Origin of the sequence: Pseudactinotalea sp. (assembly GCF_048594945.1) — a bacterium.
GTDB lineage: Bacteria > Actinomycetota > Actinomycetes > Actinomycetales > Beutenbergiaceae > Pseudactinotalea.
In genome coordinates, this window is sequence record NZ_JBMDXJ010000335.1 from 1 (window position 1) to 4,699 (window position 4,699).

Sequence of the window (4,699 nt, forward strand, 5' to 3'; positions counted from 1 at the left end):
CCGCCGGCACCACCGTGCAGCCGAACCTCACGTCGACGGCGCGCGATGAACTGCGTGACGGTTCAGGTCCGCCGGCGCCGGTCGATGGCGACCCGGTGACCTACACGAACACGGCGACCACCGAAGGCACCGGCCTGACGCCGGGCGGTCAGCAGCTGTCGGGCACGGACGAGGACACCGGCGAGGCATCGGTGATCATCGACTCCGGCACCGGCCCGACCGACATCGCGAAGGAGTGGAACGAGCCGTTCGTCGACTCACAGTCCAGCCAGGAGCGGTCCACCACCCTGTCGTGGAGCGTCGCTGAGGGCTTCGAGAGCGTCACGATCACCGACCCCGCCGAAGCGGAGGATGCGAGCAACCCCGAGGACACGGTGTTCCAGGCGTTCGACCTGGTGGCCGTCGACCCCATCACGGCCAGCAGCGAGCCGTTCAGCAACGGGTGGTGGTTGCGGTACGACACCATCACGGCGCTCCAGTTGTACGACGGCGATGCCTGGGTCACCGTGACCGAGCCACTGGGCGGGTGGCTCGCCAACGGCGCCTTCGTGGGCTACCAGCTCAGCGGGCCCCAGCAGGCCTCCACCATCGGGGTGCGCCTCGTGCTCGAGGAGAACACCGCCGCCCGGGAGGCGGCAACGCAGCCGGGTGACGCGTTCGACCCGTTCGCACCGGCACCGGGCAGCGGCGTCGGCGCCAGCAGCGCCCCGCGCACCTTCGACCTCACGTGGCGGATCCGCGACATCGTGCGCATCGGCGATGCGTTCGTCACGGCCGACGAGCTGTACAACACCGCCGACGCCGGGGTCGTGAACAACACCGTTCGCCTCGACGCCGTGACGTCGGGCGGGCAGACCCAGACCGACACCGACGGCGCGACGATCGTCATCCTCGACCAGCCGCCGTCGATCTCGGTCGACAAGAGCGTGACGCCGGAGGAGGTCCTGGTTCCCCCGGCGGACTCGCCCATTGACGCCTACCCGGCCGCGACGTTCGTCATCGCCGGGTCCAACGACTCCACCGCGCGAGCCTCGTACGTGCGGCTGACCGACCCGGCGCCGTGCGGCGACAGCGCGCTCAGCGAGTGCGCGACGCCGAACACCGCCGCCGGCGCCACCAGCGACCCCTTCGCCGGCGTCACCAGCTGGAGCGACTTCCAGGGTTCCCCGAACCCGTTCGATCGGTTCGACATCGAGTCCGTCACGGTCGCGGCGAGCATCCCGGCTGAGGTCGACCTGGCGGCGAGCACGGTCTGGCTGCTGCGGTACTCAGGCGGCGCTTTCGCCTCCGAGGCGGTGACCGCCGACCAACTGAACGCCGGCGCGATCGACCTGAGCGACGTCGTCGGCCTCTCGGTGGCCTTCCAGGGAACCGACCCAGCGACCACGGGCGGCACCATCACGGCGGCCAACGGCCTCACGATCACGATCGAGACGCGCGTGCGCGCCACGATCCGCAGCACCGGTGCCGACCAGGCGCTCGACCCCAACGACACAGTTGACGTCACGAACGTGGTGTTCGGGCAGTCCTACGACCCGGTCACGGCCGAACCTGACGCCCAGGCGATCGACAGCGCCACCGACACGATCACGCTCTCGGGTGGCACGATCGATGTGGGCGCCTCCAAGGACGTGGACCCCAGCGAGCTCATCGAGCCCATGCGCGATGCGCCGGTCACGGTGACGCTGGGCGCCGACTCGGGCACCAGCACCCTCTCGCCGATCACGGTCACGCTCGAGGATCAGAGCGCTTCGCCCGAGTTCTGGAACGTCTTCAACTTCACCGGCCTTGGCGAGATCACGGCCCCCGCTGGCGCCGATCGGGTGCAGGTGGACCTGTACGGTGCGTTCGACGGCGGTGCGCCGGCCTGGGTGAGCGGGTCGCCGTCGGATCTCGCGGCACCCTCGCTGCCGGTCGCGGCCGCCTCCTACCCCGACGTGCAGGGCATCCGCGTGACGTTCTCGGCCGCTGACGGCGGCCTCTTCTCGGACACGCTGCCGGCCCCGGCGTGGACAGCAGCGGTCGAGCTGACCGTCGAATTGCGCGAGAGCTACCGCGACGGCTCCGGCCCGGTGCCGATGGAAGGCAGCATCGACAACACGGTCACCACCCAGAGCAACGGTGCGCTCGCTTCCTCCGAGGAGGCGACGGCGGATGCCACCATCACACTGAGCGCCGGCACGCAGGAGCTCGCGGTCAACAAGCTCGCGAACAACGGCACGCACTTCGTGTCGCCGGGCGCCGCCGTGCCGTTCCGGCTGCAGCTCCAGAACGTCGGGACCGGCTACCTCACGCTGACCGAGGTGCGCGATCTGCTGCCACCGGAGCTGCTGTACCTGACGGATCCGGCGACCGAGGTCACCACCGATCCTGCCGGCACGGTCTCGGACAACGTGACGATCACGCAGGAGGGCCAAGAGCTGATCTTCACCTGGCCCGATGGTGAGAACGTCATGCAGCCGGGCGAACTCGTCGAGATCATCGTCTACCTTGAGCTGCAGCCGGTGGCCGCCAACGTGCAGGTGACCAACACGCTCGTGGTCACCACGGTGGAGGAACTGGAATCCTGCAGCAACATCGTCGACGGCGGCATCGTTACCGACGACTGGGAGCAGGACCCCGCCACCTGCGGCACCACCGACTACGTGGAGCCCACGCCTGGTCCGAACCTCTTCACGGTGAAGGCGGTGCGAGGTGAGCTCGACGGCGCGATCAATCCCAGCAACCCGGAGGTGGAGTGCCGCACCGTGACCACGGAGCAGAACGGCACCTTCTACCGGTCGCCGTGTGCAGCGAACAGCGTGATCGGGGGTGTGGATGACTGGCTGCTCTACGTCGCCAACGCCGGCACCACCAACATCGACGAGCTGACCATCTTCGACCAGCTCCCCATCCTGGGCGACCAGCGACTGGTCGACGGCTTGCCACGCGGGTCGGAGTACTCACCGGTGCTCTTCGAGGGATCGCTCGGCGTCGTGGCCCCCGAGGGCACCACGATCACCACGGAGGTGACCGTGAGCGAGGGTGCCTGTGTGGGCACCTGGTCCACGGTCCAGACCGCACCCGTGTGCGAGCAGAACGGCGAGACGTGGATCCTGGTCGAGCCCGGAGCGGTCATCGACTGGGACTCGGTGACCGGCGTGCGCGCCACGTTCGACTTCACCACGTCGACTGCAGGTGCACTGGTGCCCGGCCAGCACGTGGAGGTCACGGCCAGCACCCTCAACGTGCCCGCCACCTCCGAGTACCCCTCCGGCGCGGACGTCTCGGTGCCCGCTGACGACCAGTTCGCGTGGAACCAGTTCGGCGTCAAGTACCGCTCGGCCGGTGACACGGACTACCGCAAGATCGCGCCCGCCGTCGTGGGCGTGCACCTTCTCTACGGCCCCATCGAGATCTCCAAGGAGGTCACGGGCCCGCTCACGCAGTACGCCGCCGACACCTTCACCGTGAACGTCACCTGCACGATCGCAGGTGTCGAGATCGACATGGGCGCACACGACGCCGTGGAGCTCTCGGCCGCGAATGACTTCACCCATCGCATCGACGGCATCCCCGTCGGTGCCGAGTGTGAGGTCACCGAAGCGGGCGAGCTCGGCAGCTACGGCGAGAGCTCCCGCGAGGGGTTGCCGAGCACTGTCGTGGTCGAGCTCGGTGCGACCGAGAGCGAGGTCGTGCCGCAGGCGCAGCTCGTCACGCTGACCAACGTCTACGACGCCACCGGGCTGTCGGTCACCAAGCGCGTCGACCCCGACGGCGGACCTGGCTCGGGCACCTTCGCCTTCTCATTGACCTGTGAGTCGATCTTGGGTTCACCCGTGGTGCTCGACGACGACGGCGCCACCTCGCTCGCCTTCAGCATCGCCGTCGACGAGACGTTCACCGTGCCGGAGAACCAGATTCCGATCGGGGCGACCTGCACGGTCACCGAGACCGATGCGGGTGATGCACTCGCCACCGCCTTCAGCGGTCCGGGCGTCACGGATCAGGGCGACGGCGTTGCGACCGTGAGCCCGGGAACCTCGCCTGTCGAGGTCGTGGCCGTCAACACCTTCGAGATCGTGCCGCCCACGACCGGGCCCACGCCGGACCCGTCGGTCGAGCCCACCCCGGACCCCTCGGCCGAGCCGACCCCGGACCCGGAGATCCCGGCGTTGGGCCTGGACGTCGGACTCGGGGCGGCGCTTGCGGCGTTGCTGCTGTTGGCCGGTGCCATCGCGCTGATCGTGCGGCGGTCGCGAATCTCCTGAGGCCGCAGCCGAGCCGATGTACCTCCGGTGCTCCTTGCCGAGGCCCACGCCGACTAGCCCCCCCAACGCGGCGGTGCAGGGATCGACTAGCGCCCACCGGTCGTGGCCTGCGCAAGGCGTGCGAGCAGGCGCTTCAGGGTCGCGACATCCTGCTCCGGCCAGTCCGCGAGCGTGTGGGCGAAGTTCTCCGCACCACGCGCGGCGATGCGCTCGCCGATCTTGCGGCCTGCGGTGGTGAGAGCAACGAGAACGCCACGATCGTCGTCGGGCGCTGCCACACGCACCACCAGTCCGGCCTCGACCAGCCGGCCCACGATCTTGCTCATGTTCGTGGGAGTCGCGCCGAGCACCTGCACGAGCTCGGCAGGCCGCATCGCCCCGTTGTAGGTGAGCTGGTTGACGACCAGGAACATCCCCATGTCGTCGTGCGGGAACCCGACCGACTCCAT

At 69.2% G+C, this 4,699-nt stretch carries 2 protein-coding genes; one reads left to right on the forward strand and one right to left on the reverse strand.

Going from position 1 to position 4,699, the window contains the following annotated elements:
* The coding region (locus ACOJSN_RS15250; protein WP_420113345.1) for a DUF5979 domain-containing protein at positions 1 to 4,250 on the forward strand (4,250 nt) is incomplete at its 5' end.
* Between the two features lie 86 nt (positions 4,251 to 4,336).
* Here ACOJSN_RS15250 and ACOJSN_RS15255 read toward each other — a convergent pair.
* A partial coding sequence (locus tag ACOJSN_RS15255) for a MarR family winged helix-turn-helix transcriptional regulator (protein ID WP_420113346.1) occupies positions 4,337 to 4,699 on the reverse strand: 363 nt, incomplete at its 5' end.